At 64.7% G+C, this 25,675-nt stretch carries 40 protein-coding genes; 16 read left to right on the top strand and 24 right to left on the bottom strand.

Annotated elements, in window-relative coordinates:
• Nucleotides 1–9: 9 nt before the first annotated feature.
• The 24 genes from RD110_RS15865 to RD110_RS15755 all read right to left on the bottom strand — a co-directional run bounded on the left by RD110_RS15865 (nucleotide 10) and on the right by RD110_RS15755 (nucleotide 15,530).
• Complete coding sequence (locus tag RD110_RS15865; RefSeq protein WP_076200377.1) at nucleotides 10–1,032, bottom strand: tyrosine-type recombinase/integrase; 1,023 nt, start codon at nucleotides 1,030–1,032, stop codon at nucleotides 10–12.
• Nucleotides 1,029–1,271 (bottom strand): DUF4224 domain-containing protein, encoded by a 243-nt coding sequence (locus RD110_RS15860; protein ID WP_076200376.1) that lies wholly within the window; start codon nucleotides 1,269–1,271, stop codon nucleotides 1,029–1,031. Before RD110_RS15860 ends, RD110_RS15865 begins: the two co-directional genes overlap by 4 nt.
• Nucleotides 1,268–1,927, bottom strand: coding sequence for a hypothetical protein (locus tag RD110_RS15855; RefSeq protein ID WP_076200375.1), 660 nt, complete (start codon nucleotides 1,925–1,927; stop codon nucleotides 1,268–1,270). Before RD110_RS15855 ends, RD110_RS15860 begins: the two co-directional genes overlap by 4 nt.
• A complete protein-coding gene (locus RD110_RS15850) occupies nucleotides 1,924–2,391 on the bottom strand; it encodes a hypothetical protein (protein WP_076200374.1) in 468 nt (155 codons plus the stop codon). The genes RD110_RS15855 and RD110_RS15850 overlap by 4 nt, the downstream gene beginning before the upstream one ends.
• Nucleotides 2,388–3,008: a J domain-containing protein gene (locus RD110_RS15845; RefSeq protein ID WP_076200373.1), complete on the bottom strand. Its 621-nt coding sequence runs from the start codon at nucleotides 3,006–3,008 to the stop codon at nucleotides 2,388–2,390. The genes RD110_RS15850 and RD110_RS15845 overlap by 4 nt, the downstream gene beginning before the upstream one ends.
• Nucleotides 3,005–3,421, bottom strand: coding sequence for a zinc-finger-containing protein (locus RD110_RS15840; RefSeq protein WP_076200372.1), 417 nt, complete (start codon nucleotides 3,419–3,421; stop codon nucleotides 3,005–3,007). Before RD110_RS15840 ends, RD110_RS15845 begins: the two co-directional genes overlap by 4 nt.
• Entirely contained in the window at nucleotides 3,418–3,645 is a 228-nt protein-coding gene (locus RD110_RS15835; RefSeq protein WP_076200371.1) for a hypothetical protein, read from the bottom strand. Before RD110_RS15835 ends, RD110_RS15840 begins: the two co-directional genes overlap by 4 nt.
• A complete protein-coding gene (locus RD110_RS15830; RefSeq protein ID WP_076200370.1) occupies nucleotides 3,642–3,956 on the bottom strand; it encodes a hypothetical protein in 315 nt (104 codons plus the stop codon). Before RD110_RS15830 ends, RD110_RS15835 begins: the two co-directional genes overlap by 4 nt.
• Complete coding sequence (locus RD110_RS15825; RefSeq protein WP_076200369.1) at nucleotides 3,953–4,678, bottom strand: ASCH domain-containing protein; 726 nt, start codon at nucleotides 4,676–4,678, stop codon at nucleotides 3,953–3,955. The genes RD110_RS15830 and RD110_RS15825 overlap by 4 nt, the downstream gene beginning before the upstream one ends.
• Entirely contained in the window at nucleotides 4,675–5,724 is a 1,050-nt protein-coding gene (locus RD110_RS15820) for a phage Gp37/Gp68 family protein (protein ID WP_076200368.1), read from the bottom strand. Before RD110_RS15820 ends, RD110_RS15825 begins: the two co-directional genes overlap by 4 nt.
• A complete protein-coding gene (locus RD110_RS15815; protein ID WP_076200367.1) occupies nucleotides 5,721–7,667 on the bottom strand; it encodes a DNA cytosine methyltransferase in 1,947 nt (648 codons plus the stop codon). The genes RD110_RS15820 and RD110_RS15815 overlap by 4 nt, the downstream gene beginning before the upstream one ends.
• Complete coding sequence (locus RD110_RS15810; RefSeq protein WP_076200366.1) at nucleotides 7,664–7,948, bottom strand: hypothetical protein; 285 nt, start codon at nucleotides 7,946–7,948, stop codon at nucleotides 7,664–7,666. The genes RD110_RS15815 and RD110_RS15810 overlap by 4 nt, the downstream gene beginning before the upstream one ends.
• Before the next feature lie 7 nt (nucleotides 7,949–7,955).
• Nucleotides 7,956–8,702: a hypothetical protein gene (locus RD110_RS15805; RefSeq protein WP_076200365.1), complete on the bottom strand. Its 747-nt coding sequence runs from the start codon at nucleotides 8,700–8,702 to the stop codon at nucleotides 7,956–7,958.
• Between the two features lie 34 nt (nucleotides 8,703–8,736).
• Entirely contained in the window at nucleotides 8,737–9,114 is a 378-nt protein-coding gene (locus tag RD110_RS15800; RefSeq protein WP_076200364.1) for a hypothetical protein, read from the bottom strand.
• 5 nt (nucleotides 9,115–9,119) lie between these two features.
• Complete coding sequence (locus tag RD110_RS15795; protein ID WP_076200363.1) at nucleotides 9,120–9,800, bottom strand: 3'-5' exonuclease; 681 nt, start codon at nucleotides 9,798–9,800, stop codon at nucleotides 9,120–9,122.
• Nucleotides 9,801–9,823: 23 nt separating this feature from the next.
• Nucleotides 9,824–11,770 carry a YqaJ viral recombinase family protein gene (locus RD110_RS15790; RefSeq protein WP_076200362.1) on the bottom strand — a complete coding sequence of 649 codons (1,947 nt, stop codon included), beginning with the start codon at nucleotides 11,768–11,770 and terminating at the stop codon, nucleotides 9,824–9,826.
• Nucleotides 11,767–12,726, bottom strand: a complete 960-nt coding sequence (locus RD110_RS15785; protein ID WP_076200361.1) for a recombinase RecT — start codon at nucleotides 12,724–12,726, stop codon at nucleotides 11,767–11,769. The genes RD110_RS15790 and RD110_RS15785 overlap by 4 nt, the downstream gene beginning before the upstream one ends.
• Nucleotides 12,727–12,736: 10 nt before the next feature.
• Nucleotides 12,737–12,880 carry a hypothetical protein gene (locus tag RD110_RS28045; RefSeq protein ID WP_157900211.1) on the bottom strand — a complete coding sequence of 48 codons (144 nt, stop codon included), beginning with the start codon at nucleotides 12,878–12,880 and terminating at the stop codon, nucleotides 12,737–12,739.
• A complete protein-coding gene (locus RD110_RS15780) occupies nucleotides 12,877–13,218 on the bottom strand; it encodes a hypothetical protein (RefSeq protein ID WP_076200360.1) in 342 nt (113 codons plus the stop codon). Before RD110_RS15780 ends, RD110_RS28045 begins: the two co-directional genes overlap by 4 nt.
• Nucleotides 13,215–13,457, bottom strand: a complete 243-nt coding sequence (locus tag RD110_RS15775; RefSeq protein ID WP_076200359.1) for a hypothetical protein — start codon at nucleotides 13,455–13,457, stop codon at nucleotides 13,215–13,217. Before RD110_RS15775 ends, RD110_RS15780 begins: the two co-directional genes overlap by 4 nt.
• Nucleotides 13,454–13,921 (bottom strand): hypothetical protein, encoded by a 468-nt coding sequence (locus tag RD110_RS15770; RefSeq protein ID WP_076200358.1) that lies wholly within the window; start codon nucleotides 13,919–13,921, stop codon nucleotides 13,454–13,456. Before RD110_RS15770 ends, RD110_RS15775 begins: the two co-directional genes overlap by 4 nt.
• A complete protein-coding gene (locus tag RD110_RS15765; protein ID WP_076200357.1) occupies nucleotides 13,918–14,247 on the bottom strand; it encodes an acyl carrier protein in 330 nt (109 codons plus the stop codon). The genes RD110_RS15770 and RD110_RS15765 overlap by 4 nt, the downstream gene beginning before the upstream one ends.
• Before the next feature lie 339 nt (nucleotides 14,248–14,586).
• Nucleotides 14,587–14,961 (bottom strand): hypothetical protein, encoded by a 375-nt coding sequence (locus tag RD110_RS15760; protein WP_076200356.1) that lies wholly within the window; start codon nucleotides 14,959–14,961, stop codon nucleotides 14,587–14,589.
• A gap of 101 nt (nucleotides 14,962–15,062) precedes the next feature.
• Nucleotides 15,063–15,530 carry a hypothetical protein gene (locus RD110_RS15755; protein WP_157900210.1) on the bottom strand — a complete coding sequence of 156 codons (468 nt, stop codon included), beginning with the start codon at nucleotides 15,528–15,530 and terminating at the stop codon, nucleotides 15,063–15,065.
• A 70-nt stretch (nucleotides 15,531–15,600) separates the two neighbouring features.
• Here RD110_RS15755 and RD110_RS15750 point away from each other — a divergent pair, with 70 nt between their 5' ends.
• The 16 genes from RD110_RS15750 (at nucleotide 15,601) to RD110_RS15685 (ending at nucleotide 25,382) form a co-directional block, all read left to right on the top strand.
• Nucleotides 15,601–15,828, top strand: a complete 228-nt coding sequence (locus tag RD110_RS15750; protein ID WP_076200354.1) for a helix-turn-helix domain-containing protein — start codon at nucleotides 15,601–15,603, stop codon at nucleotides 15,826–15,828.
• Nucleotides 15,829–15,918: 90 nt separating this feature from the next.
• Entirely contained in the window at nucleotides 15,919–16,209 is a 291-nt protein-coding gene (locus RD110_RS15745; protein ID WP_076200353.1) for a hypothetical protein, read from the top strand.
• Nucleotides 16,206–16,385 (top strand): hypothetical protein, encoded by a 180-nt coding sequence (locus RD110_RS15740; protein WP_076200352.1) that lies wholly within the window; start codon nucleotides 16,206–16,208, stop codon nucleotides 16,383–16,385. Before RD110_RS15745 ends, RD110_RS15740 begins: the two co-directional genes overlap by 4 nt.
• Complete coding sequence (locus RD110_RS15735) at nucleotides 16,385–19,003, top strand: DNA methyltransferase (protein WP_076200351.1); 2,619 nt, start codon at nucleotides 16,385–16,387, stop codon at nucleotides 19,001–19,003. Before RD110_RS15740 ends, RD110_RS15735 begins: the two co-directional genes overlap by 1 nt.
• Nucleotides 19,000–19,356, top strand: a complete 357-nt coding sequence (locus RD110_RS28370) for a hypothetical protein (RefSeq protein WP_204249978.1) — start codon at nucleotides 19,000–19,002, stop codon at nucleotides 19,354–19,356. The genes RD110_RS15735 and RD110_RS28370 overlap by 4 nt, the downstream gene beginning before the upstream one ends.
• A complete protein-coding gene (locus RD110_RS15725) occupies nucleotides 19,349–20,332 on the top strand; it encodes a hypothetical protein (protein WP_076200349.1) in 984 nt (327 codons plus the stop codon). The genes RD110_RS28370 and RD110_RS15725 overlap by 8 nt, the downstream gene beginning before the upstream one ends.
• Complete coding sequence (locus tag RD110_RS15720) at nucleotides 20,329–21,693, top strand: replicative DNA helicase (RefSeq protein ID WP_076200348.1); 1,365 nt, start codon at nucleotides 20,329–20,331, stop codon at nucleotides 21,691–21,693. Before RD110_RS15725 ends, RD110_RS15720 begins: the two co-directional genes overlap by 4 nt.
• Complete coding sequence (locus RD110_RS28035; protein ID WP_157900209.1) at nucleotides 21,690–21,845, top strand: hypothetical protein; 156 nt, start codon at nucleotides 21,690–21,692, stop codon at nucleotides 21,843–21,845. Before RD110_RS15720 ends, RD110_RS28035 begins: the two co-directional genes overlap by 4 nt.
• Entirely contained in the window at nucleotides 21,842–22,414 is a 573-nt protein-coding gene (locus RD110_RS15715) for a RuvC family protein (RefSeq protein WP_076200347.1), read from the top strand. The genes RD110_RS28035 and RD110_RS15715 overlap by 4 nt, the downstream gene beginning before the upstream one ends.
• Complete coding sequence (locus RD110_RS15710; protein ID WP_076200346.1) at nucleotides 22,411–22,713, top strand: hypothetical protein; 303 nt, start codon at nucleotides 22,411–22,413, stop codon at nucleotides 22,711–22,713. The genes RD110_RS15715 and RD110_RS15710 overlap by 4 nt, the downstream gene beginning before the upstream one ends.
• A complete protein-coding gene (locus RD110_RS15705; RefSeq protein ID WP_239467048.1) occupies nucleotides 22,710–22,937 on the top strand; it encodes a hypothetical protein in 228 nt (75 codons plus the stop codon). Before RD110_RS15710 ends, RD110_RS15705 begins: the two co-directional genes overlap by 4 nt.
• Nucleotides 22,925–24,028 carry a phosphoadenosine phosphosulfate reductase domain-containing protein gene (locus RD110_RS15700; protein WP_076200345.1) on the top strand — a complete coding sequence of 368 codons (1,104 nt, stop codon included), beginning with the start codon at nucleotides 22,925–22,927 and terminating at the stop codon, nucleotides 24,026–24,028. The genes RD110_RS15705 and RD110_RS15700 overlap by 13 nt, the downstream gene beginning before the upstream one ends.
• Entirely contained in the window at nucleotides 24,025–24,381 is a 357-nt protein-coding gene (locus tag RD110_RS15695) for a hypothetical protein (RefSeq protein ID WP_083686303.1), read from the top strand. Before RD110_RS15700 ends, RD110_RS15695 begins: the two co-directional genes overlap by 4 nt.
• Nucleotides 24,382–24,463: 82 nt before the next feature.
• On the top strand, nucleotides 24,464–24,616 hold the full coding sequence (locus RD110_RS28030; protein WP_157900208.1) for a hypothetical protein: 153 nt from the start codon (nucleotides 24,464–24,466) through the stop codon (nucleotides 24,614–24,616).
• Complete coding sequence (locus tag RD110_RS15690; RefSeq protein WP_076200343.1) at nucleotides 24,613–25,059, top strand: hypothetical protein; 447 nt, start codon at nucleotides 24,613–24,615, stop codon at nucleotides 25,057–25,059. Before RD110_RS28030 ends, RD110_RS15690 begins: the two co-directional genes overlap by 4 nt.
• Entirely contained in the window at nucleotides 25,056–25,382 is a 327-nt protein-coding gene (locus RD110_RS15685) for a hypothetical protein (RefSeq protein WP_157900207.1), read from the top strand. The genes RD110_RS15690 and RD110_RS15685 overlap by 4 nt, the downstream gene beginning before the upstream one ends.
• The last annotated feature ends 293 nt before the right edge of the window (nucleotides 25,383–25,675 follow it).

Below are 25,675 nucleotides of genomic sequence, written 5' to 3'. Positions count from 1 at the left end.
CGCGCGTTTCTAACGGGTCGCCGTTATCTGAGTCGTCGCCATGCTGGCGATGTAGTCGGCGGTCTGTTGCTCGGTGGAGTGCCCGCCCATAAGCCGCGCCGCCTGCATTCCATCTCTCTTTTCCTTGTCGGTGAGCGATTTCGCGCGAATATCGTGGAAGTGGCAATTCACATATCCGGCACGCTCCACCGCCCGGCTCCACGCTGAGCTGGCCCCGCTGTACCGGTAGGGCTGGGCGTTCTTCGTGGTGATCACATACCGGATGTGGAGGTTGCCGATGGCCTTGATCCGGGCGATCACGGCCTTCAGCTTCGGCGTCCACAGGATCAGGATGCGCACCGCGGTGGAGTCCTCGGTCTTCCCGGGCTCGAATGTGATGCCGTACCGGTTGATGTTCGACCACTCCAGCGCCAGCAGGTCGCCGATCCGCTGCCCGGTCAGGTAGGCCAGGTCGATCAGGGCGCAGAGCATCGGCCCCGACTTCGTGCGCTTGCCGTCCTCGCCGTACATGGCGGCCACCTTGATCCGGCGCAGCTTGCTGTCCGTGATGTAGCGCCGACGCGGCTTGATCGACATCGTCTTCGTGCTGTCGACCGGGTTGCTCCCCGGGTCGCGCATGTCCTTCTCCTCGGCGAACCGCAGGATCTCGCGCAGCGTGGCGCGGTAGGCGTTGTAACTGCGCGGCATGGTCTTGTAGGCTTTCAGGAACTCGATCACGCTGGAAACCTTCACGTCCTTCGCCCGAAACTCCTTGAAGCTCTCGGACAGGACCTTCGACCGGTACAGGTCGTTCTCCTGGGTCTTGGCGCCGCGCGTGGTGCTCACCTCCTTCATCCAGGTAGCGATCAGCGCCGGCATGCTGTCGTCGGTAGCGTCGATGACCATGAGCTCAGCCAGGGCCCGGTACATCGCCGGCATGCCCTCCGAGACCCGGCTGAGCTTCGTCCATTTGCGGATGTCGCCCTGGGCCGTGACGTACCAATAGGTGCCGCTGCGCTCGAAAACACGCTTCGGCAGCTCTCGCTTCTTCATGCTGGGATCCCTTTGCGGCGCAGCGTCGGTGGCCGCACGCGCGGTTCGTTGACGGTGGCCGGCTTGCCGCCGGCGCAGACCGCATCGTAGTGCGCGCGCTCCAGGACGACGCGACCTGTAGTAGGCCCGATTCTGGCCCTGTAAAAGCCCTGTTTGCGCAGTTCCTCCTCCTGGTCGCCCGGGCGTTTGTAACCAGTGAGGGTCAGGATTTCTTCCTCGGTCATCAAGAGGCTGTTCATTTCTCGAGTTCCTTCAGAGCTTCATCGCGCGCAGCATTGAGTTCGGCCATCTTGGCCGGATCGCCGCCCCTGTCGGGGTGGTAGGCGCTGGCCAGGCGCCGGTAGGCTTCCCGCACGTCGGCGGCCGTGGGCAGCAGCAGCGCCTGCAGGCCCAGCACCACCTGCCAATCGCGCTTCATGCCGGCGACAATCGGCGCGGGCAGGGCGGCGAAGCCAGTGAAGGCACGCTCGAGCACGACGGCGCCGCCGTGCCGCTCGATTGCGCGCATCGCCTCGATGGTGGCCGCGAGCGCCGCGATGTTCTGTTCGACCTTGGTGTAGCGGTCGATGGCCATGCTGCGCGGCTGGCCGTTGTATGGGTCCTTCCAGTACACCGCGGCGCCCGGGTCGCGGGGCGCAGCCTGCGCGGACAGCGGGAAGCCATCGCGGCGCAGCTTCAGGTTCGTGCTCAGGATGACATCCTGCCGACGAACGGCCATGCGTTCCAATTCATCAAGCAGCCGCGTCGTGGCCTCGGCGATGCTGATGTCTTCGAGAGACGCGTAGGACCGGCCGGCCGAGCGGCGCCGGATGCCGAAGCGGCCAATCTCCCACTTCAGGGGGTCGGTACGGCGCCAGCCTGGGGGCCAGGTCAATGGGGAGGCTGTGATGCTCATGCAGTTGCTCCCGCGGCTTCTTCGCGCCGCTGCTTCTCTTCACGGCGGTGCACCTCCTCGAGCACAGCCTTCATTTGCTGCGGGCTGCTGTTCGCAATGAACTGGTCGTAAAGGTCGATCATCACCCCGAGTTCCAGGAAGGCCGGCCCATCCATACCCCAGCGGCCGGTCGCTCTCTGCCGCGCCTGCACCCGTTTCAGTGCAGCGGTGGCGGCGTCGCAGGCCTCGACGCATCGTTGATCGACCGACTCGCTACGCACGAGCGTGATGTTGGCCGTGTCCACCAGCGTGGCAAAGTCATCGACCGTGGCCTGGCCAGTTCGGAAGGCCTCGAAGGCAATCCGCGTCGGGATCAGGAGATTGGTCACCTCGGCCTGCAGGAACGGACCGACGCGGCCGAAGGCGCGTTCCATGGCACGGGGGTCGCGCTTGAATTTCGATTGCTTGCGGTGAGCGGTTTTCATCGAAAGCCCCTTCCGAAAATGGCCTGCATAAGCGCGATGTCGGGGCTGACCGTTGGCCGTGCCGTTGCGAACGCGGGCCCCTCGTCCGGCTCCTCATACGCGTCGAGCAGCTCCAGCGCACGTGTGGCCATGGCCGCCGCTGACTCAATGGACTTCAGCATGGCGTTGTGCCGGTCCAACTGGCCTGTGATGAGCATGTCGACCAGGTTGTCCCCGGTCTTCACCTTGACCTTCCCGCGGCGTTTCTCCAGCCGCGTGATCTTGGTCTTGGTGTCCGCCTTCTCACGATCCGCGTTCGCCAGCATGTCTTTCAGGCCGGCGCGCACATAGTTCACGATGTGGCCCTCGCGCTCGATTGCCTCCGAGAAGATGTCGACTAGCAGTTGCGTGGCCTTGTCCATCAGGCTGGGCCCCGTGCGGTCCTCGCCGGTGGCGTCATAGTGCGCGCGGCGCTCGGGGTCGAGCAGCACTTCGCGCGCCTGGTTGACCTTGGCCATCGCGGCGTCGCTGCCGCCTTCGCGATCAGGATGCGCGGCGCTGGCGGCGCGGCGTGCCGCCGACTTCAATTCGTCGGGTGTGGCATCGGGCTTGCAGCCCAACGTGTCGTAATGCGTCATGGTGCTTTTGGCGCTTGGCCAACCTCCTTGCGTTTCAGATTGGTGCAAATCTCGACCACGCGCTTGCACTGGTCGAGGTCGAAATAGCCGATGTGGGTTTCCTTCTTCGTCAGGCCCATCTGCTGGGCCAGCCAGGCGTAGCCGGCACGCCTGGCCTGACCCTGCTTGACCTTGTCGCGAACCATCTTTCGCTGCCAGAGCGGGTCGAACGCGGCATGCGCGGCTTGCTTGGCCTTCCGTAGCGGCGCGTCGGCAAGCCGGCCCAAGGCGTTCTCGGTACCAGGATGGCACCCGCACCAGGCCTGGCACGGCACGCATACCCACATCGGACCGTAGTCGCGCTGGTAGGGGTAGCCAGGCTGGCCCAGGCGCAGCAGGTGCGCTTCATCGTGGCATTCATCGCAGCGCTTCATTGCGCAGCCCATCGAACGCCACAAGCCGCGGTGCAGCGACCGTCGCTCAGGCCGGTGGCGGCCGAGACCGTGAACACCAGCTTGCTGCCGCACCGTGGGCACGGTTCGACGCCTTCGACGTCAGCCGCTGGCCGGAATGCCGGCGGCGCGCAGTGGGCCAGCTTCACCCGCGTGAGGGCCTGGGCTATCTTGGGCTGCAGGTGCAGGAATGCGGTCGTGGTCATGCCTTCAACTTCCGGTCAAAAGTGGCGCAGAGCTGCGCGTCGCCGCCGGTCATGATCCGTGTGCGGCCCAGCGCGTCGGTCTTGTCGGCCAGGATGAACATCGCCTTCCGGCCATGCTCCCGGCACAGATCGCGGAATGCCCGGTCGAAGTCGACGGTGTGCGCCATCGGCTGTGCGGGCAGCGCTTTGTCGTTGTCGATGCCCATGGCCTTGTGCAGCATCTCGTGGGCCTTGCCGATATCGCCCTTGTGCAGTTGGTCGTGGGCCTGGATGGCGAACTCGGCCACTTCAGCGGCAGTGGGCGCGGTCATGGCTTGATGACCTCGAAGCTGACGGCCCACACCCACGGGTTCAAGTTCCATGATCCGTAGCCGTTGATCGACTCCCAGAGAGCGCGGTAGGCTTCCCGAGCTGTCTTGAATCCAAGCTGGTCCCAGTCGTCCAGGTCGTGCGGGTTGTGCTCGCGCCAGTGCCATCCGCCGCGGATGTGAGGAATGATCCCCTCGGCCTTGGCATCCTCCTCGCTGATATCCCCCAGGCGCTCGACGCGCACCTCGGTGATCTCCAGCAACATGCGACTGGCCCAGCGCGGCATGTGGATGGAAGGCGTCCAGCGATGGGGCTGTCCCTTCCAGTCAGCGGCGTAGATGACATGGAGAGGATTGCGAAAACGCTCCGGCACGCCGGCGATCTTTCCATCGCGGCATCCGGCCCACGAGGTGTAATTCCAACTGCCGTCGTCGACCGGGTCGGGAGCCCAGGACTCGCGAACCCACAGGAGGTCGCCTGGCCGGCCGTAGGGGCACGGTATCCGCGCGATCGTCTCGTGCACATCATGGCCTGGGCCATCGCCCCACAGCCACGACAGTTCTGCGACACCGGGTGCGTCGTCGTCCATGCCGACGCTCAGGCTCGGGCCGGTAGCCTGCTTGAACACGCGCCGTGTCTGCCTCTTCGCGCCGGCCAGGATGGCGCGCACCATGTCGCCCTGGAACAGGATGGGCCGCTCGCGCGGCTGTGTGACGGCGTTCATGCTGGAAACCCTTCCCACGTGCGGCCGTCGAGCATCCGCCCGGCGGCCTTCTTGCCTACGTGATCGACCACGCCGAGCGGGAAGGGCTGACCCGGAACGAGCGGAACACAGCTCAGCTTCTTGTCGCTCTTGGCCACCTCCGCCATCGTCCGCTCGCTGGGCGCGAACTCGCCCCACTGCTTGAACAGGAACGGCACACCTGCCGATTCGCACTGGTCGCGCAGGCTGCGCGCCCAGTGCGGGTGCATCGGCCGCGCGCCGGGGCCGCTCTCACCGCCGACGATGACCCAGTGGACAGCTGGAGCATCTCGATCGGCCCGGCGCAGCACGTTGGCAGTAATGATCGGGTCGAACTCGTGATGGCCGCTTCCTGCGACAGGGATGCTCGTCAGGTTCACCGCGCCCAGGAGCGGCTCCATGCTCAGGAAGCGCACACGCGCCGGCACCTGCAGCAGCTTCGTGATGTCGCGATCGGCCTCGGGCTGGTTCACGATCGTGGCACCCAGCCACACGTGGGCCGGCCATCCGCCCGGCTGCAGCCAGCGGACCGGGACCATCTTGCGGACATTGCCGATGCGCTTGGTGAGCACCAGCAGGTCCAGATTCGTCGCGGCCTCCATCTCGGCGAAGAACGCATCGCGCCATTCCTGCGGCACCTCGTTGTCGAACACGTCGGACAGGCTGCTGCAGAAGACGCGGCGGCGCACCGGATCCATGTCGCGGGAGCCGCAGTCCGGGCATTCAGCGCCGTGGTCACCGGCGCCCATGTTGGGCCCGAAGTCCATGAACGGCTTGCCTTCGCTGCGGGCGCCACAGTCGCCACACTGGAAGAACTCGCGCTTGTTCCAGCGGCGCAGGCTGTTGCGGTTGTGCTCGCTGGTAAGACGGCGCGGCGCACCGGGCCCCCAGTTCACCGACTGGCCGCCGCCGAAGCGCGCGTTGCGAGCCTCTGCGTAGCAGTGGTTACAACCAGGGCCGACCTTTGTGCAGCCTTCCCACCAGTTCAGGGTGGAGTCGGTCCATTCGATCTTGCTGGCGGCGCTCATACAGCACCTCGCACGCTCAGGCCCACTGCCACGTTGCGCACCCAGATGGGCTGCGACGACAGCATGAAGGTCTCGCCCGACCAAGCCAGCAGCAGCGTGGTGCCCATCACCTCGCCGATCGCCTGGGCCGCATCGCTCGGCACCGCGTTGCCGATACGCTCGCGCCATGCCTGATCGCTCAGGCCGTCCAGCTCGAGCTGGTCCTCGGGATCGACAAGCGACTGCAGCGCGGCCAGCTCCAGCGTGGTGAAAGGCCGGTGCCAGGTGCCGTCCAGGGACTGAATGCGGCAGATCAACTTCTGCGCCGGCGCGGGCATGATCTGTTTTTGGACCTCGGATGTAGGCGCGAAATCGGGAGTTCGCGGGTCAGCTACATTCCAGCGGCCGTTGTCGTGGCCGGCGGCAGCGCTCACCGCGCCAGCCGCTTCTTCCCACGGCACCACGCCATAGTGGCCGGCCGTCAGGTAGGCGTCGCCCTTGTCGCGCTGGATGCCGCTGCGAGGGTCGGCCACCGCGAAGGCTCCTTCTCCGGACGTGCTGCCGGCGATCACCGCCCGGGCGTCCTTCTCCCATGGCGTGACGTGGTAGCGGCCGTGCAGCTTCGCGGGATCCTCGCCGCCACGCGGATCGGCGACGGCCTGGCCAGTGCCGTGCGCGCTGGTGACGGCCATTGCGGAACCCGACCAGGGCACGATGCGGTATTCGTTCGAATGCTTGGCTGGGCCACCGTGGCGCGGATCGGCGACGGCGTAAGCACCCTGGCCAGGATTCTGCTGGCCAGCGATCGCACCGGTGCTGTCTCCCCAGGCATGCACGCCGTACGCTTGGCCGTCGCTCCACTTGGCCGACTGCGAAAAGCGCACGTCCGCCACCGCGAAGCGCCCATTGCTGGGCAGCGACTCGCCCGACACGGCGCCGGCGGTATCCTCCCAGCGGTTGACACCATAGCCGGCGGCGTAGAGCTGCTGGCGCGGGTCCGCGATCGAGAACGCGCCATTGCTCGGCGAGCTGCGGCCGGCGACGGTGCCGGATGTGCCATCCCAGCGCTGTACGCCCAGGTAGCCGTGGTGGAACTCGGGCACCACCAGGTAATCGCGCAGGTGGCCGTTCTCGACGGCCAGCTTGTTCAGGCTGCGCCAGTCGGAGCCGGCCTCGACGAAAGCCAGGCGCACCCAGGTTTTCCACTGCAGGGAGGGCACGCGGTGCATCGGGCCGGCGCGCAGGTCACCAGGCAGCAGCATGCGGCCCAGAACGTCGCCCACGGCGCGCAGGTTGCGCTTCTCAGGCTCGTACAGGAAGGGCGGCACCTTCTCCATGTGACGGGCCACCAGGAGGAAGCGCTTGCGGCTCTGCGCCAAACCGCCGATCTCGCCGCAGTCGTGGGTGGTTTCGGCCACCGCGTAGCCGTAGGCGCGCAGCAGGTCGACGATCTGGTCCAGGAGGTGGCGCCCGCGCGTGGCGATGCGCGGCACGTTCTCGAACAGCAGCAGCTCGACCGGATCGTCCTTGAAGGCTTCGAGCAGCAGCCACACGCCGCGCAGCGTCAGCCGGTTCAGGGCCTGGTACTTGCCGGTCAGGCTCTTGGTCTCGGAGAGCAGGCCGCTGAAGCCCTTGCACGGCGCCGACAGGAACACGATGTGCGGCCGTTCGCCGCCGAATGCGCGGTGGATGTCCGCCGTGGTGGCTTCGCGCCAGTCGGCCGGCGGCTGACGATCGTGGAAGGCGACGTATTGCTCGCGGTCGAACATGTCGAGCACGGTGCCGGCCACGCCGGTGAGCTTGCCGAAGTCGCGGATGCTGGCCGGGTCCACGTCGATCCCGCCGATGCAGCGGAACTTCGCGCGCTTGTTGCCCACGCACGGCCGGGCCCGGTTGAAGCCCTTGGCGCCGCCGCCGAGGCCGCAGAATAGGTGTCCGTGGCGAATTTCTACTTGTTCGATCATGATTTTGCGTTTTCGTAGGCCGCGTCGATCAGGGCGTTCGCGTTGAGCCGCGTCGCACGCTGGCCCCTGATGACTTTCAGCCGTTTGAAGTGCTGCAGGACATCCATGCGCACCTCGAGTGGGAAGGGAGAGAAGGGCGGCGTGCACCTGGCATCCAGGAAGAGAACGCCATCGATGACGACGAACTGAAGGAAGGCATAGCACCAGCCGTGCAATTTGCCGCCGGCGATCACGCCGGTCTGCGCCAGCACGCCCGTCCAATGCACGCGGCCCGTCGTCATCGCTCGTCTACTTCGCTACTGCCAGGCGGGAGGGCCGGCGCGTGGTCACCTTCGGAGCTGGTGCGCTGCTGGCGCCGGCGGTCGCGACGAAAGCTTGCTCGGGCGTGAGAGGCGACGCCGCGGTGGTGCCGGGCTTGTCACCCTTGATCGGGAAGGGGTTGTCATCCACCTTCGCCGCGGCACCGGACTCCTCGCCTTCCTCGTCCTTCTTGTCGTCGAGTGGGATCGACTTCTGCTGCGCGACTTGTGGCGCGGTCAGTTCGATCTCGACCTCGTGCTGGTGGAGCATGTTGAGCGCGCCCGACGAATCGCGGTCGACATCGGTCGAATACAGCGTGAAGAAAACCTGCGTCGTCCCGCCGTCCTTGGCCACCAACTTGAAGCTGTCAACCTTGGAGTCGCGCAGCTTGATGTTGGATGGGCCACCGATGCCGTGGTCGATCGAGAAGACGCAGCCGGTCATCTCGTCGTTCCAGTGCAGCGCGCCGAGCCGTGCGCCGGCTTGGCGCAGTTGCGGCAGGTCGCTGACGATCTCGATGCCTTCGAGCTGCTTCTGCACCTTCACGCTGGACGGCGTCTTTTCGTAGAGGAAAGTGCGCAGCGACGGATCGAACATCTCGAGCACGTTGTTCGGCACCGTGGCCATCACGCGGATCTTGATGCCAGGGATCAGATCCTTCTGGCCCATCTTCTTTGCATAGGGCTCGACCTTGCACAGCTTGGCTCTGGTCTTGCCGATTAACTCAAATCGCATGGATTTCTCCTGTGGTTGCGGGGTTGGGAAAGGGTCAGGACATGCGCCAGACGCGCGCTTCGGTCTTGGATACGCGCGAGACCTTGAAGACGCCGGGGAGCTTGTCGCGCGAGCGCTTCAGGATGGCCGCGCTGATGCCACCCATGTTGTCCGCCGGGACGAGGGTGGAGTCGCCCGGCTCGGCGAGCATCTGGAACAGCGGTTCCCACTTGCCGGTCAAACGGGGCACCCGCTTGCGGTAGGGGATGCCCTTCTCCACCTTGAGCGTGGAGAAGTCGAAGGGTTTGGCGGCGCGGGAAGTGGCCGCCGGCTTGGGCTCCGCAGCCTTGGGCGCTGCTGGCGCCGGCCGCGCGAAGGGGTTGTGTGCGCCGTGGCGTGCGCCGGCGCGGATGGTGTCTTGGATCGATTCCATGGCGATCAGAAGAAGTCGCCAGCGACGGCTTCAGCGGCAGCGGGCGCGGCAGCGGCGGGCGCTGTGGCTTGCGTGGCCGGCTTGTTCAGGTCCTGGATGGCGAAGAACACATCCAGCGCCGCGCGGGTGTCGGCCAGGGCGCTGTGGGCGTTCTCCAGCGGTTTGCCCATGAAGAACTGGTAGGCCTCGCCCAGGTTGGCCGACTTGTGGTGGTTGCGGCGGGCCGCGACCATCTTGGGCGTGGGCGGCAGCTTCAAGATGGGCGTGCTGAGAATCTGCGTGCAGTGGGCCTTGCAGGCCTTCCAGTCGTCGCGCTGCTGGTCCGAGAAGTGCTCGGGGAAGCGGTGCTGCGCGATGCGTACGATGCGGCGGTCGAAGCTCTCGTTGTGGGCGATCAACGGGCGGCCAGCCCACAGCGCCATGAACATCTCGACGGCCAGGTCTTCGGCGATGCCGACGTCCATCGCGTGTTCGTGCGTGATGCCGTGGATGGCGGCCATCTCTTCGGTGATCACCCAGCCTTCAGGCCGGATCACCACGTCCATGCTGGCGACCGTCCGCCGGGTGTCGAGGTCGACCAGCAGGCCAGCCAGTTGCACGATATGTGGCTGGTCAGGGTGTTCGCTGGGCGAGCTGAAAAGGGGGAGGCCGGACGTTTCCGTGTCGTATCCGAGTGCGAGGTTCATGCTGATCCTTGGTGGTGGAGGAGTTAGGCAGCGGCGGTGGCGCTGATGGATTCGAGGCGCTGGACCATGGCGGCCAACATGTGCGGCCAGTCGCGCTCGTGGAACAGCACGGCGGCTCGGTCTTTCGCGGCAGGCGTGAAGCCAAGCAACCGCAGGCCTTCGGCCGAGGTGGACAGGCCGCAGGGCAGCAGGCGTTCGTTGATGACGCCCAGGCGCAGGGTCGGCGGTGAGAGCGGTGCGGGCACCGGCGCAGCGGCGCGTGGCTTCAGGGCAACCACGGCCGGCGCTGCGACGGGAGCTGGTGCTGGCGTGGCGGCCACCGCGATGGGTTCGGCCTGGGCAACAGGCGCGGCGGCGCTGGCCTCCCGATCGGCCAGCATCTCGCGAATTTCCGCGACGACGCGATCCTTGGTGCTCTGGGCGGTGCCCATCAGCGAACCGAAGTTCTCCTCGTCGATGACCCAAGCCTCCGTCTCGGCCAGGGTGTCGCGGATGCATTCGATGGTGCCACCCTTGCGTACGCCAGCTCGGCCCAGCACGGCAATCATGGCTTGTTGCTGGATGCCCTGGATCTGCTGCAGCGCCATCTCGTTACGCTGGCGCTGCTGTTGCTCGGCCCTCGCACGCTCTTCTGCGGCGATGCGCTCGCGCGTGTCCTCTTCTTCCTTGGCCTTGGCCGCCTTGTGGTTGGCGATCCGCGTGGTGACGATCAGCTTGAAGTCGTCGAGCGGCTTGAAGATGATGAGTTGCAGGTCGGCGAACAGAAACCCGTAGCCCTCGGCCGCGGCTTTCGTCCAGGCGCGTTTCTCGCGCACGTCCTTGGCGCAGGTGTCGGCCGCGATCTTGCAGCGCGCCAGCTCGGTGTTGACCGCATCCTGGATGCTGGCCAGGGAGCGCTTGTTCTTCACCACAGCGTCGAAGTCTGGAATCGCCGTCTGCAGGACGATCGGGCTCACTTCCTCGTTCAGGCCGGCGAGGTGCGCCTGGAAAGCTGCGCGGCCAGTGAGCACGATGTTCTCGCGGCGCGCATCTTTCTCGCGCTTCACGCGTTTTTCCAGATCGACGGCTCGCTCCGTGGCCAGCCTGTCCAGATGCTCCAGCGTGTTCAGCACCTGGTCCACGCTCTGCATATCGGCGCGCACGCGGGCCGCCGCCTGCTTCATGCCAGCGGAAACTTCGCGCAGCCATTTCGCGTCGGCGTCTGCATCAGAGAACTGTTCGTCGGTTTCGAGGACCGTGTTGATGCCCTGAATGCGGTCCAGCGCGATGGCCTTCCACTCGTCCAGGTTGCTGTCGGTGATTTCGCCCTTGGCATTGACGCGAAGTGCGGGCAGGGCTTCCTGCAACTTGGGCACCGGTTTGTTTTCGATCACCACACTGGAAGGGCTGTAGGCGGCCAAGTCCTTTTCAAACTGTTCCCAGCCGGCCGCGACGTCGGCGGCCAGGGCCGCGTCAGGCTCGTACCAGCAGTGGCGTTCCTCGACCAGCGCCTCCCCGCGCCACTTCGAGGCCATGAACAGGGACCGGCTGGAGCCGGACACCATGTGCTGGTGCTCCATCTGCACGCGGTACATCAGCGGCAGGTCGGCGCCGGTCGCGCCGTCGACCATGGCGGCGCGCAGCGCGTCATTGAGCGTCTTGTGCTCGTAGTTGATCGACTCGTCCATCGTCAGGCCGTCGAACGACGCCGACAGCTTGCCCTTCGAGCCGACCACGGGATACAGCGGCTGGCCGATGAACTCCTCGGCGAGCGGCCGGGCCAGGCGCTCGAAAGCGTGGCCGTTGTCGAAGCGCTTCTGCAGCTCTGGGCTCACCTCCTCGGTGAGGCCGGTGTGCAGGCGATGCAGCAGCTGGTCCCGCGTCTCGTAGGGTGAGCACCCCATCATGGCCGGCGCGTCGCTGGCGTTGAAGTGGTTGCGGCGATAGGCGTGCCATTCGGCACTCCCTTGTTTGAGGTTGTGCTGAATCACTCGGCTTCTCCTTGGGTGGCAGGGACGGCCCACGAGGCGATTTCGACCTTCTGGTCGGTGGTCAGCCGCTCGCGGGTTTCGATGGTGGCAATGAGGTCGTTGACCGACTTCCTGCCGTTGGCGACCGTAGCCTTCCAGGCTGCGGTGTTCTTGGCGAACGATTCCGGCGTGCAGATCGGCACCCCGTCGTCGGCGTCTTGGTCGGCGCCTGCCTGCTGTTCGGCGGGATCCGGTTCGTTGATCGTGACGAAGTTGCCGTCGATCACGGCGCCGCGGCCTTCTTCTGCGGCATTGCTGACGGCCAGCGCGTTGCTCAGCTCGATCGACGTCGGCATGTACTTCAGCACCTGCAGCAGCGGCACCTTGCGGGCGTACATCTCGGGGTCGCGGTAGCTGTAGTGCTTCTGGCCGACCTTGTTGTACTGGTTGCGGTGCTTCCAGATCTTCTTGATCGTCCAGACTTCGATCACCGGCCAGTTGCTGCCGTTCACGCGGCCGACGGCGTACACGTGCGTAATCTTGGTCGGGTCGTCTTCGTCGCCTGGCTGGTGCCGCACGAAAGGTGTGTCGCCCAGCGAGTAGTCGAACGTGTCGCCTTCGAACACCGCCCCGGTCCACACCGACACGCGGCCGCTGCGGTTGGCGATGTCGACCAGGCCCTTCCAGCCAGGCACGAATGTGCAGGTCGTACCGTAGGGCACCAGGAAGCCCTGGCCGTTGACGCCTGGCTCCAGGCCCAAGGTGGCCGCCGTCATGATCGAAGCCGCGATGCTGTTCGGGTTGCAGAGCTGCAGCTTAGGCGTGCTGCTGAAGGCGGTGAGCGCCAGCCGCGCCATACGGTCGGCCGTGAGGTGCTTCGGCAGCGCGAGCGCCATCTGGGGTTTGAGCCGGTCCATGAAGCGGCTCATCTCCGCAATAGGATTCGGCGCACGGGTATTCGTGACACTGGTGTTCATGAGGGTGCTTTCAGAAAAAGGTGGAGAAGAAGAGGCTGGCCAGGCGGCCGTAACCCCAGAAAAGGAGGCCGCAGGCCGCGATGCAGGCGAGGGCGTACCAGCAGAGCTCGCGGCGGGCGCGCTCCTCGAGGCGGCGGTGTTCTTCGAGCGTCATGGCTTGATCTCCCGAGCCGCGGCGTTTGCTCGGGCCACTGCAGCCGCGGCGCGAACGATGGCTGCTCGTGTGGCCGCGCGGGGGTCGCCGTCGCTGTGGGCCATCGACCAGGGGCGTTCGTCGCCTTCGCGTGCCACGCTGCCGTAGGGCTGGATCCGAATGTTCAAATTCAGCGCGACGGCCAGCCGCAGCGCGTCACCGTCGCTTTTCAGCGGGTTCCACGAATCGGTGTCGATGCCGTTCGCGGAAAGGACCAGCATTCCCCGCTCCGGGCAGTCCCATTGCGCGCCGTTGCCCACGGCCTGGGCCGCAAGTTCGAGAAGGTCGCGGGCGCTCATTTCGCAGCCACCTTCGGCGCGCGGAGTTCGCAGCCGGTGACCACGCCGTTGGCGTCGGAGATGATCTGGTGGCGCTTCGCATCGAAGGGTTCACCGCATATCGCCGCGAGCGCTTCTTTCAGCGGGCCAGGGTCGGCCATGGCCGCAGACTTAGCCGGAGCTTCCACGCTCGGGCAGACGATCACGATGGCCAGGCCCAGCGCCAGCGTGAAGCCGCAGGTGTAGTGCTTGAGCTTCATACGCGCACCACGAACTGGATGAAGTTGGGGTGCAGCAGCTCGACCTTGCCGTCGGGATGCTCCACGATCGCGGCCGTGAAGATGGGCGCGCCGGTTTCGTCTTGGTTGTAGTCCACGCCCCAGCCGAGGAACGTGCCGTTGGAGTGCGGCGTGAGTTCGTTGCGACCGGCGGTTTCGTTCCGGACGTAGCGCAAAATGGTGACTGCGCGAGCTGCGGGCATCGCGGGGACAACCGGCTCTTCGCAGAGCATTTGGATGGGCAGCGTGCAGGAGAGCGACTGCGGCACGGCTTCGAGCAGCGAAACCACTTGGCGCCGAACGTCCAGCATGGCGCTCATTGATTTGGCGTACGTCGTCGACTTGTCGGTCAACACCCGATACGACTGCTCGGCGCTGGCCAGTTTCATCCTGGCGTTGGTCAAGTCCTGCTTGATCCACAGCGGATAGAGGTCGGCCGCGTTCACAGCACACCACCGAAAGGCTGGTTCACCTGGGCTTCGACCATCCGCTGCTCGCGACGTACCTTCTCGGCCTGCGCCTGCAGCTTCTCGACCACCAGCTCGACGCACTGCTGCACCGTCAGGGCGTTCATCACCTCGCGGTCGTCAAGGACCACGTTGAACTCGTCTTCCAAGTCCATGCACAGCTCGACGCGATCGAGCGAGTCGGCCATGCCGGCGTCCTCGATCAGCCGCGTGGCCGACGTGACCGTGAAACGCTCGACGCATGCCGAGGCCGCCACGACATTGCAAACGCGCGTCTCCACGCGGGCCCGCTCTTTTTCGTCCATTGATGTGCTCCGTCCAGTTGAAGGGAGAGAGCCATCAGGTCGGGCCGCTGTGTTGGCGCAGGGACAGTGCCACCGCTTGCGCCGCGTATCGCACGCGGCCACCGAAACCATTGCCGCAACCGGCCCGACCTGATGACTCTCTGAACAAACCGTCGCTGCGGGATGTCTGAACGAATTAAACTATAGTTAAAGACGGTGTGTCAACTATAGTTCATGTGACCACGTGAATATTCCCGAACAACTTGAAGTGGAGCGGGGCCGAGCGTAAAAAAAGCCACCCGAAGGTGGCTTAGATCGTGAGAGGCATGGAAGGCAAAAACCTCGCGCCCTGGGGCGACATCATCTTGCGGGTTCGATTTCGTCCCTGGGGTCGTCGAGGTTCGTATCGATTTCTTCCCTCTCGCAGCTCATCGCCGAGGTCTGCGTCTTGGCGTCTCGCCAAACCGTGCACCGCTGGGTGTGGAGCAGGAGCCCGTCGAGCTGACTCGTCGGAATTGCAATTTGAATTACGTCGCCCTCGGAAGTGGGATTCACTTTTACCGTGGGTCCAGCCGCGGCTGTGGCTTTGTTCTTGCGGACCTGTTCGGTAAGGGCCGCAGATCTCGCCTTCGCATGCGCAGTTGGAGTGCTGCCAGCGAGCTGGTACAGCCAGAGCCCGCCGGCTCCCACCACGATCCAGAACGCGACATGTGAAAGATCAGATAACTTGATCAAGTTCAACCTTGGTGAAAATTACCCGTCACGTTGTGAGAGGTGAACAGACTGTAAGCGGACTCTTACAAAATCCGCCATGATGACGACGTTAGTCGACATTTTTACTGGACCTGGCGTCGTTGGGTATCCATCTCGGTGTCGATTTCCCCCAATAGTTTGGCCAGCCGTTCGATGTTTTTTGATGCGTCGTCAGGCCTGGTAGCCAGAGCCTCGAGAACAATCGCAGCCATCTTTCTGTCCGTCTCGTCAAGGGTAGAGAGCTTGTCGACCAGCAAACGGGCGATGTAGTGAATGCCGGGCTCCGGCGGAATCAGCGCGACAGGCGCTGGAGCGGGCGTGACGCTCGCCTTCGGTTCGCGCATAGGCCCCTTGCCTGTTGCGAGCCACTTCGGACTCACCTTCAAGAAGTTCGCGGCCTTCTCGTTGTTGATCGCCGTGAAACCGCTGGACGCGCCCGTCGTCATTTTTTTCACGGCTTGATAGGACACGCCCAAAGCAGTAGCCAGCGCCGGAATCTTGACGCCGGCCTCCTTCATTGCCAGAAGTAGTCGGTCCTTGTGCTCAACCATAGTTGGCACGATAAGCGACGCGCGTCTAACTATAGTTGCTTCTTTCGATGAACTATAGTTTAATTCCGTCATGCTCAAAACCAAAGCCATAGAACTTCTCGGGGGCTCGATCAGTGCCGCTGCCGATGCCATCGGCGTCTCCTATCAAGCGGTCGACAAATGGCCTGACGAGCTTCCGGCGCGTATCGCTGACCGCGTGCTTGCGGTGCAGGCGCGCAAGCACCTGTCACCTGAGTTGATCGGGGAAGAGGGCGCTGCACCCACCGAAGCGCCGTCGGCGTCGCGTGCACTGCGATAGACGCCATGCGCTCTCGTTGCCATTGCGCGAGATTGAGTCAGTAGGCGCCAGTTCGATGGCGCTCCCCGTTCCCACTTTCCGGACAGACCCATGCCACACCCCGATGAAGATTTCAGTCCGCAAGATGCGTTCGCGCGCGGCGGCATCACCAGCCCCTTCGGCAAGCTCACGCAGCCGCTGAAGACACACGTAGACGAGAACACCGAGACCGAGTTCATGCGTCGCGCGACTGCGATCGATCAAGTGCCGGGCGAGCGCCTGCGGGATTTGGTCTACCTTGATGTCCATGGGATGACTTATTTGGAGATGGTGGCGAAGCATCGCCGCGATCTGCTCGACCAGCAAGGCACACATTCGGGCCGCGATCGGACCAAGTCATGACCAGCCTCACGGATCGCAAGACCCTTGAGGCGTCGGCCCAGGCTGCCGCCAAGGAGCAGCTCGAAACCGGCGTGCCACAGCACAACCCGTGGGCCGAGCTGAGTGACAACGGCGTGGTGTGGCGCGAAGCGTTCGACGCGGAGATGGCGAAGTCACCGGCCGGGGCGGAAGCCTGATGGACGCGTACACCGCCTTCCTGAAGGCCAAGGTCACCCTGGCCACGGAGACCGGCTTCCCGTGCGAACCGCACGAGGTGAACCCGATGCTCAAGCCGCACCAGGTGGCGTCGGTGTGCTGGGCGGTGCGCGGCGGCTGCCGCGGGCTGTTCAAGGCGTTCGGTCTGGGCAAGACCTTCGACCAACTCGAGATCGTGCGCATCACGCGCAGCAAGGCCGGCGGCATGGGCCTGATCGTCATCCCGCTGGGCGTCCGCCAGGAATTCCTGCGCGACGCGGCCAAGCTGGGCATCACGGTCAAGTTCATCCGCCGCATCGAGGAATGCACCGACCCCGATGGCATCTACCTCACCAACTACGAGACGATCCGGGACGGCAAGCTTGACCCGACGCTGTTCACCGTGGCCAGCCTGGACGAGGCGAGTTGCCTTCGCGGCTTCGGCGGCACCAAGACCTTCCGCGAGTTCATGGCGCTGTTCGCCGGCGACCGCAAGACGATGGTGGCGCGCACGCGCAGCGCCGGCGTGCGGTACCGGTTCGTGGCCACGGCCACGCCGAGCCCGAACGAATACATCGAGCTGCTGGCCTATGCTGCCTTCCTGGGCATCATGGACGTGGGCCAGGCCAAGACCCGGTTCTTCAAGCGCAACAGCGAGAAGGCCGACCAGCTCACCATCCATCCGCACAAGGAACGCGAGTTCTGGCTGTGGTGCGCGAGCTGGGCGCTGTTCGTGCAGCGGCCGAGCGATCTTGGCTTCAGCGACGAGGGCTACGAGCTGCCGGCGCTGGACGTGCGCTGGCACGAGATCGCCGCGGACCACGACGAGGCCGGCCACGAGGTCTACGGCCAGGCCCGCATGTTCAAGGCCGAGGCGATCGGCATCATCGAAGCCAGCCGGGAGAAGCGCGACAGCCTGTCGGCGCGCGTGGCCAAGATGATGGAGATCCGTGCTGAGGACCCGGGCGCGCACCGGATCCTGTGGCACGACCTCGAGGCCGAGCGTCACGCCATCGAGCGGGCCATTCCCTCGTCGGTCAGCGTCTATGGCAGCCAGGACCTGGACGAGCGCGAGCAGGCGATCGTCGACTTCAGCGACGGCAAGTTCCAGGAACTGGCGGCCAAGCCGGTGATCGCGGGCAGCGGCTGCAACTTCCAGCGGCACTGCGCCTGGGCCATCTTCCTGGGCATCGGCTTCAAGTTCAACGACTTCATCCAGGCGATTCACCGGATCCAGCGCTTCCTGCAGACGAAGCCGGTGCGCATCGACCTGATCTACACGGAGGCCGAGCGCCAGGTCCGCCGCGACCTGGAGCGCAAGTGGTCCCAACACATCGAGATGGTAGAAAAAATGTCTGAAATCATTCGCGAATACGGTCTGTCGCAGCTCGGCATGGCCGAAAGCCTGACGCGGGCCCTGGGCGTCGAACGCGTGGAGGTGAAAGGGCAGGGCTTCACCTGCGTCAACGACGACTGTGTGAAGGAAACCGCCCGCATGGCGAGCGACAGCGTCGGCCTGGTGCTGACCAGCATCCCGTTCAGCACGCAGTACGAATACAGCCCGAACTACGCTGACTTCGGCCACACCGACAACAACGCGCATTTCTTCGAGCAGATGGACTTCCTGGTGCCGGAGCTGCTGCGCGTGCTGCAGCCAGGCCGCATCGCCGCGATTCACGTCAAGGATCGGATCGTGCCGGGCAGCATGACCGGGCTGGGCTTCCAGACCGTTTACCCCTTTCATCTCGACACGATCCAGTGCTTCCGCAAGCACGGCTTCGGCTACATGGGCATGAAGACCATCGTCACCGACGTGGTGCGCGAAAACTCTCAGACTTACCGGCTCGGATGGTCGGAACAGTGCAAGGACGGGTCCAAGATGGGCGTCGGCATGCCGGAGTACTTGCTGATCTTCCGGAAGCCGCCCACCAGCACCGAAAAGAGCTACGCAGACCAGCCAGTCGTGAAGAGCAAGCCCTTTTCGCTGGATGCCGAAGGCAATCAGGTGCCATTCGACAAGAAGCTGCAGATGGTGGCTGGCACCGGATATTCCCGTGCGCGCTGGCAATTGGACGCCCACGGCTTCACTCGCAGCAGCGGCAATACGCTGATCGAGCCGGCGCATCTGGAGAACCTGAGCCACTCCGCCATTTTCAAGCTGTTCAAGAAATTCAGTCTCGAGCAGGTTTACGACTTCGAGCACCACGTGCGCGTGGGCGAACATCTTGAAGTGCGCAGCAGGCTGCCAGTGGACTTCATGCTTCTGCAGCCGCAGAGTTGGAGCCCGGAGGTCTGGAGCGACATCACGCGCATGCTGACCCTGAACGGCGCGCAATCGGCCAAAGGTCGCGAGATGCACCTGTGCCCGATGCAGTTCGACATCGCGGACCGTGCCATCAATCAGTGGTCAATGCCAGGGGAGGTGGTCTACGACCCTTTTGGTGGCCTCATGACAGTGCCATATCGGGCCATCAAGGCCGGGCGCGTGGGCTACGGCTGCGAACTGTCTACCAAGTACTTCCTGGATGGTGTGTCGTACTGCGAAGCCGCGGCCCGCGAGATGGCCATGCCGGACCTGTTCGCGGCGCTTGAAGCCGAAGACACAGCCGAGGCCGCATGACCGAGTTTGAAAAAAACAGGGCGGGTGCAGGGGCCAGTTCGGATTGCCCCACACACAGCATCGCCGCCGCGAATTTCAACGTATGTAGGCAAACACAGCAATGCCTATCGGATGGCGCCTACAAATCGACAGCGCGCCTGATCGACGAGGTGCGCGCGGCGGCTGCAACGCTGGCCGGCAAGCAAATGGAACTCTGCTACCGCTTCGGCGACATCCACGGCGCCAAGCGGCACATGCGCGAGATGCACGCGCAGATCGAAGCGCGCCGCGCCGCTCGCGATACCGGCTGCTACTTCACCGAGCAGGGCCATGCCGACGGCACCGCGCTGCGCCAGGAGGCCGACCATGGCTGAATCTTGGATCAGGATGCGGGGCAGCCTCGTGAACAACCCCAAGGTCATCAAGATGGCTCGGGTGCTGCTGGCGGACGCTGAATTCATGGAGTGGTTTGGGTGTGACGGCGTCACGTCGGCGTCACGCTGCGTCACGGAACGTCACGCCAGCGTCACGCGGCGTCACGTTTCGGTCGTGACGCGCGTCACGGTCGGAGCGCTCGTTCCGTTGTGGTCGATGGTCAGAGAGTGCGCCTCCAGCGACGAAACGCTGCGCGACATCACGCTTTTCGAGGTCGATGAAATGGCCGGAGTGCCCGGTTTCGGCCGCGCGATGGTGGCTGTCGGGTGGCTGTTGGAGCAGGCTGATGGCAGTCTCCAGTTTCCCAACTTTGGAGAGCACAACACCATTACGGAGAGCCGTTCTACCGAGGCAAAGACCCCTGCGGAGCGAGCCCGCGAATATCGCGAGCGGAAGAGAAAGGAGAGCGATTCCGAGCATCACGATTCCGTCACGCTCGATTCGTCACGCGGCGTCACGCACGCGTCACGTGACGCCGTCACGCAAAAACGTGACGCGTCACGTGACACCGTCACCACAGAGAAGAGTAGAGAAGAGAAGAAGAATACCTCTACGTCGACAGCCAAGCTGCCGACCTGCCCGAACGACACGATCGTTTCGATCTACCACGAGGTGCTGCCTGAACTGCCGTCCGTCAGGCTGATGACCGTGAAACGGAAGCGCGCCATGGCCACGCTGTGGAGCTGGGTGCTGACATCGAAAAAGAGCGATGGCAGCCGGCGGGCCGAGAGTGCCGACCAGGCCGTCGAGTGGCTGCGCAACTACTTCGAGCGAGCCCGCGACAACGACTTTCTGATGGGGCGCACGCCGCGCAACGGCGAGCACGCGAATTGGCAGTGCGACATCGACTTCCTGCTCAGCGAGAAGGGCATGAAGCAGGTCATCGAAAAGACGCGTGAGGTGGCCACCACATGAACGCCCCCTACGAACCCGAGATGCTCGACGCCATCGCGAGCACCGAGGCAGAGCAGGCGCTGCTGGGCGGCCTGCTGATGGACGACCGGCTGTGGGACGCGGTCGGCGACGTGCTGAAGCCCTCCGACTTCTTTGGCGAGCTGCATCAGTCGATTTTCTCGACCCTCATGGTGCAGATCATCGCGAACAAGCCCGTCGACGTGATTAGCGTGTTCGACACGATGCGCGGCCAGGTCGAGCTGAAGTACCTGCACCGCTTGAGCCAGTTCGCGCCGTCGTTCTCGAGCATGCGGCAGTACGCCGGCATCATCCGCGAGCGATCGGTGAGCCGCGATTTGCTGGCTGCCGCCGCCGAGATCCAGGACTTGGCCCGCGATCACACCATCCCGTTCGAAACGCGAATGGACGAGGCTGCCGGCAAGCTGGCCAAGCTGCTGCCGGACTCGCCGCGCGACGACTGGCAGGATGCTGGCGACGGCATGATGCAGTTCCTGGAAGGGATCGATCGCGCGCACAACGGCGAGGAGGACTTTCTTCCGACCGGGCTGAAAGAGATCGACGACAAGCTCGATGGCGGCATGCGCAAGGGCGAGGTGATCGTGATCGCCGGCCGGCCAGGCATGGGCAAGACAGCGCTGGGCATGACCATCTGCGAGAACGTGGCCGATGCCGGCGAGCAGGTCGGTTTCCTGTCGATGGAAATGCCGAAGGCGCAGGTCAACCGGCGCCGCGTCGCGATGAAGTCCGGCGTGCCGTTGCACAAGCTGAAGCGACCGGAACGCATGAGCGACTTCGACTGGTCGCAGATGACGGCCGCCGTCGAGAAGGTGCGCCTGTCCCCCATGGACGTGAGCGACCAGGGCGGCCTGAACATCAACCAGGTGCGCCTGAAGGCTCGGAAGCTGAAGCGCCGCAAGGGCCTGCGGGTCCTGATGATCGACTACATCGGCCTGATGGAAGGCACGGACAAGAAGGCCAACCGTAGCACGCAGCTCGGCGAAGTCAGCCGCGGCATCAAGGCGCTGGCCAAGGAACTGGACTGCACGGTGCTGCTGCTGGCCCAGCTCAATCGCGACGTCGAGAAGCGCCCAAACCAGCGCCCCATGATGTCCGACCTTCGGGAATGCGGCGACATCGAGCAGGACGCCGACATCATCCTGTTCGTCCACCGGCCGATCCACATCAAGCCCGACCTGGGCCCCGAGTGGAAACGCTACGCCGAGATCATCCTCGGCAAGCAGCGCGACGGCGACAGCGGGATGGTGCTGGACATGCAGTACGTCGGCGAGTCGGTGCACTTCTTCGACTGGGTGGGCGAGCGGCCGACCTCCCTGGTGCTGACCAAGAGGTCCGAGCTGTGATCACCACGCCGATCCCTCCCATCACCCCGCCCGTGGTCCCCGCGCAGCCGGTGCCGGCCGCGGTGCTGCAGGTCTACCACTACCGCGACGGCGACCAGCTCCGGCTGAAGCCGGTGCAGGCCTTCGACTTCTACCCCAAGGAAAAACAATGATCGTTGTCTCGATTGACCCTGGCTTGACGGGCGCCTGCGCCGTGCTCGGCCACAACGGCCTGCGCGCTGTGTTCGACCTGCCGACCATGAAGATCCCGAACATCGGCCCGAAGGCGATGGTGCAGAACAAGATCGACGGCCGCGCCCTGTGCTCGCTGCTGTTGCAGCACTGCCCGGCAGCGGAAGGCACGCCGACCGTCGTGATCGAGGCGGTGGGCACGATGGGCGGCGCGAACAACGCCGTGCAGACCCAAGGCTCTCTGCTGCGCTCGCTGGGTGCCATCGAGACGGTGGCCGAATGCCTGAAGTTCCCGGTGGTGTACGCCAACCCGCAGACCTGGAAGCGCTGGTACGGGCTGATTCAGAACGGCGCGCTCACCGAACTCACCGCGTCGCAGCGCACGGCGGCCGCGAAGCGCAAGGCGATGGACACCGCGCGGGCGCTGTTCCCGGGTTGCGCCGAGATCTCGCGCGCGAAGGACCACAACCGGGCCGAGTCGATCCTGCTGGGCCACTGGTGGCGGCGGAACCACGTGGAGCAGGGCGCCGATGCCCTGGAAGCAGCATGAGCGGCCCCTGCATCATCCTCGAGGTGTCCGACGCCGAGCAGTGGCCGCCGTTTCGCGGCTGCAAGAAGATTCGGGAGGCCCGCCGGCCCACGGTGTTGCACCCCAGCCGTGAAGTGGCCGAGCAGGAAGCCCTGCGCCTGGCGGCCGAGAACGTGCACAGCCGCTTCCTGGTGCTGGAGGCCTCGGTCGTAGCGGCAGCCGTGAAGGTGCCGACACACATCACGCTGGGCGGCCGGGTGGTTGCAGAGCGTTTCATGCCGGCATTGATGCAGGTCGACGAGGACGAGGTGCCATTTTGATCGCCCAGTTCTGCATCGGCCTGTTCGGCCTTACCGCGCTGGCCATGACGATGTTCGGCAACGAGCGCGCGCGCCGCTGGTCGCCGATCGTCGGGATGTGCGGCCAGCCCTTCTGGATCTACTTCTCTGTAACCAGCAGCGCATGGGGCGTGCTGGTTCTGTCGGCTGCCTACGCGTTGGTCTACGGCAGCGCCATCTGGGTGCACTGGGGATGGAAACGGTGAGCACGATACACGTCATTTCCGTGTCTGGCGGCAAAGACAGCCTGGCAACGCTGCTGATTGCCATCGCGCGCTGCGGTCTTGCCAACGTGGTCGCGATCTTCTGTGATACCGGCAACGAGCACGACGACACCTACGCCTACCTCGACTATCTCGAGGGGGTGCTCGGCATCAAGATCGTCAGGCTAAAGGCCGACTTCACCGAGCAGGTTCTGGCGAAGCGGCAGTTCATCGCCCGCGATATGCGCACCCGTCGGGAATACGACACGCGCCTGGTATTCGAGGCCGACGGCGTGACGCCGGTGCCAAAGCGCGACGGCCGCGGCGTGATCGTGTTGAACAAGAAGGGCAAGCCAGTGCAGAAAACGGTGAAGGTCGGCGGCGGCCGGCGTGTCCGCTGGAGCAACAAGGCGAAGCGTCGCGCGCTGTCGGTCATGTTCCCGACTGGCAACCCATTTCTCGACCTGTGCATGTGGAAGGGGCGTTTCCCCAGCCGCAAGGCGCAGTTCTGCACCGAGGAACTGAAGCGCAACATGGCTGTCGGCTTCCAGATGGAATTGATGGATGCGGGCCATAACGTCGTGAGCTGGCAGGGTGTACGCCGCGACGAGTCGGAAAACCGGCGTGACGCGAAGAAGATCGAACGCGTCGGCCGCGGTCTGTGGATCTTCCGGCCCATCGTGGAATGGTCGGCGGCGCAAGTTTTCGAGCTGGCGGCCTCGCGCGGCATTCGCCCAAATCCGCTTTACCTCCAGGGCATGGGACGCGTCGGTTGCCTGCCGTGCATCAATTGCAGCAAGCCCGAACTGCGCCAGATAGCCGCACGCTTCCCAGAGCATCCAGCCCGCATCGCCGAGTGGGAGCGCATCGTCGGAATGTGCTCCAAGCGCGGATACAGCACCTTCATGACCGATGCCCACCCGGCCAAGGATCGCCGCGTCATCTTCATGGCGTTGAACATCGAAGCTCGCGTGGAATGGTCCAAGACCACGCGCGGCGGCAAGCAGTTCAACCTGCTCGACGAAGTGGAAAACGACGGCGAGGCCGGCTGCAGCTCGTCCTACGGCCTATGCGATCAGGGAGAGACCGCGTGAACGACAACGTCAAACAATTCCCCGGCACCGAGCCGCTGCCGGTCAACCCGATCACCCTCGAGGTGCCTCCTTTCGGCCACTGCGCGCACGACCTCATCACGCTGGACGGCCACAACCGCACGGTGCGCTGCACCACCTGCAGCAAGGTGCTCGACCCGTTCAACTTCCTGAAGGACAACGCGCTGACGCTGCAGACGGCCTGGCGCAACTACCGGATGGTGATGGAGAGCGTCCGCCAGAAGAATGAGCTCCTCGAGGTCCTGAAAAAGGAAGAGGCTCGGCTGAAGGGGCTGATCCGACGCCACAAGGAAAAGGTCGAGCCGCCGATCGACACGCGCGGGAGGCATCTTTGAACGCTCCCGCCTGGGTCCTTTGGATCATCTTCTGGCTGTGGTTCGGCGCGTATGTGTTGCCGGGCATCCTGGGGGTGTTCGTGTGACCGTCCTCCTGAAACCAGTTGGCCGCGGGCGCTGGAACATCCTCACCATGCGCATCGAAGGCGTGCATCTGGCGCCGTTCACGGTGGCCGTCGGCGCAATCTGGGTGCTCGGCGGGGTGAACTTCAGGGTGTCCGAGGTGTTGCCGTGATCGAGCAGCGCCTCGTCCAGGATCGGCACAGCGCGCACGAGGCCGCGCTTTCGCTCTACGCCGTGGCGAAGCACGGCACGAAACGGGGCCGCCGCTTCGTGATGCAGCTCGTGAGCGACGAGCCTGATCGCCGGCACCAGCTCCGCAAGTTGTTTCACGGCCCGGTGCTGGCCGACATCTCGCAGCAGGTCAGGCTTCCGGACCCTGACACCGGCCTGGTCGTGCGCTACACGCCCAAGGCGTGGAAGCAGCTCTTCGCCGAGATGTTCATCGAGCCGCGCTTCGAGCGCCAGGTGGTGCGCGGCCGTCGTGTCGTCGTCGAGCTGCCGCGCAGCACCGAAGCGCTGACAGATGACCAGTTCGCGAAGTTCACGCTGCAGGTGATCGTGTTCGCCGTGGTCGAGCTCGGCGTGGAGTTCACGGAGGAGGGTGCCCAGCCATGAAGTGCGCTTGTGAGGGCGGCTGCTTGCTCGCCGGTGATCCCCGCAACTACCTGATCGAAGTGGACGGCAATCGCTTCCATTTCGAGATGCACCACTGGTGCGGCCCGGCCGTGCTGACGGCTGGCGGCGATATCGCGACGAACCAGCCCGGCCCGCGGCACCCGTTCTGGACGGCTGTCACCTTGTGGGGATGGCAAGGCCGCAAGGTCGATGCCGATGGCCTGTGCGTCTGGGAGAAGCCCGTCGAGCCCGAATACGTGCACATCGTCGGGCGTCACTACGCCGCCGCGAACAGCGCTCTGGCCAAGAGGTTCGGCAAATGACGGCCGTCATTCTGACCTTTGCTCAGCGCGTGCAGCACGGCGCCGGCGAGGCTTTCTGCCTCGGCTGTGGCCATACCTGGGCTGCAGTCGCTCCCACTGGGGTCACTGAATTTGAGTGCCCTCGTGCCACGCGATCAAGGGCAAATGGAAATTTGAGTTTTCTCCCAGCCCTGGCCAGCTCGTACGCGAGTGCGCCTGTGGCAACCAATATTTCTACCTCACGCCGGAGGGCCACATGTGCGCCAACTGCGGGATCTACCAACAGTACTGAACAGCGAAGTGGCCGCGCTCCC

Origin of the sequence: Rhodoferax koreense (assembly GCF_001955695.1) — a bacterium.
In the GTDB taxonomy this organism is placed as follows: Bacteria; Pseudomonadota; Gammaproteobacteria; order Burkholderiales; family Burkholderiaceae_C; genus Rhodoferax_B; species Rhodoferax_B koreensis.
Note: the sequence above shows the minus strand (reverse complement) of the source record. Positions and strands in the feature narration are given on the sequence as shown.